Annotated in this window: 1 protein-coding gene; it reads right to left on the minus strand. The window is 68.6% G+C overall.

Annotated features, from left to right (window positions below; translation table 11 throughout):
• Window positions 1–24 precede the first annotated feature (24 nt).
• On the minus strand, window positions 25–1,251 hold the full coding sequence (locus Vqi01_RS30235) for an IS110 family RNA-guided transposase (RefSeq protein ID WP_204038542.1): 1,227 nt from the start codon (window positions 1,249–1,251) through the stop codon (window positions 25–27).
• Between the last annotated feature and the right edge of the window lie 244 nt (window positions 1,252–1,495).

Genomic DNA, 1,495 nt, shown 5'->3' on the forward strand with positions numbered 1-1,495 from the left:
TCAGACACCCCAGCTTCTTGGATGTCAAGCTGCGGCGGGTTGGGTGCGGTGTGACCAGGCGGTTGTCTGGTCGTAGTGGGTGGTGTTCTTGAGGCAGCCGTGGAGGATGCCGACGAGGCGGTTGCCGACCTGGCGCAGGGCTGCGTTGTGGCCGACCTCGCGGCTGCGGAGTTCGTCGTAGTAGGCGCGGACGCCAGAGTCGTGCAGGATCGCGGCTCCGGCCTGCATGTGCAGGGCGTCGACGAGGCGGTTGTTGTGGATGAACCGGGCGTGGACGGTCTTGGATCTGCCGGACTGGCGAGTGATCGGTGCGGTGCCGGCGTAGTTCTTGCGGGATTTGGCGTCGGCGTAGCGGCCGGTGGCGTCGCCGAACTCTGCGAGCACCCGGGCGCCGAGGATCACGCCGATGCCGGGTTGGCTGAGGTAGACCTCAGCGTCCGGGTGCTGGCCAAAATGGGCCTCGACCTGCCCGTCGAGGGTGCGTATCTCGGTGTTGAGGGTTTGCAGGATCGCGACGGTGGCGCGGACGGTTGCCGCGTAAGCGCCCGTGATCACGTCGGCTTGGCCCAGGTGATCGGTGCGCAGGGCCTGCTGGATCGCGGTGGCCTTGGCCGGGATGTCACGGCGTCGGGCCTTCTTCAACGCCGCGCTGATCTGCGTGAGGGTCAGCTTGGCCGCCGCGGCCGGGGTGGGTGCCTTCGCCAGCAGTTCGAGGGCGTCAGCGCCGGTGAGCGTCAACACGTGGTAGGCCACCAGCGCGGCCGGGAAGTAGTCACGTAGCGCCGCCCGCAGCCGCAGGGTGTGGCGAGTACGTTCCCAGATCAGCGTCTGATGCGCCCGGGCCACGACTTTGACCGCCTCGGCGACGTCGGAGTCCGCCGCGACCTGGCGCAGCTGGTGCCGGCGGGTCCGGACCATGTCTGCCAGGGTGTGCGCGTCGGCCTTGTCGCTCTTGGCGCCCGACAGTGACAGCAGCTCACGATGCCGGGCGGCCTGTTTCGGGTTCACCCCGTAGACCTGGTAGCCGGCGGCGACCAGCGCCCTCACCCACGGCCCCCGGTCGGTCTCGATACACACCAGCACGTCCGAAGGCTTCGCGTCATCGGGTAGGAACCCGGCGACGAGCTCGTGAAAGCGGGCCATCCCATCCACGCCCTCGGATAGCCGGGCTGTGCGTATCGCCCGGCCGTGTTCGTCCTGCACCTCCACGTCGTGGTGGTCTTCCGCCCAGTCATCACCGACGAACAGCACTACGCGTCTCCGCTCTGCCACGGGTCCCTGCCAGCAGCCCGCGGAAGACTCCAGCGCCCTAATGGACCAGTGCTCACGCCAACGCCCAGCGGGCACGACACCCCATCAGCCGTTCGTCTCCCGACCACGAGCGGGGGCACGTTCTGACACCAGGACTCGCATCGGTCCAGGCGGCGGGAGTGCTCACCCGCTCGCGGCTACCAGGCACCGAGTCTGCCAGCGGCTCACCCGGTAGCTCCCATTA

This window comes from Micromonospora qiuiae, from assembly GCF_016863555.1.
GTDB classification, from domain to species: Bacteria; Actinomycetota; Actinomycetes; order Mycobacteriales; family Micromonosporaceae; genus Micromonospora; species Micromonospora qiuiae.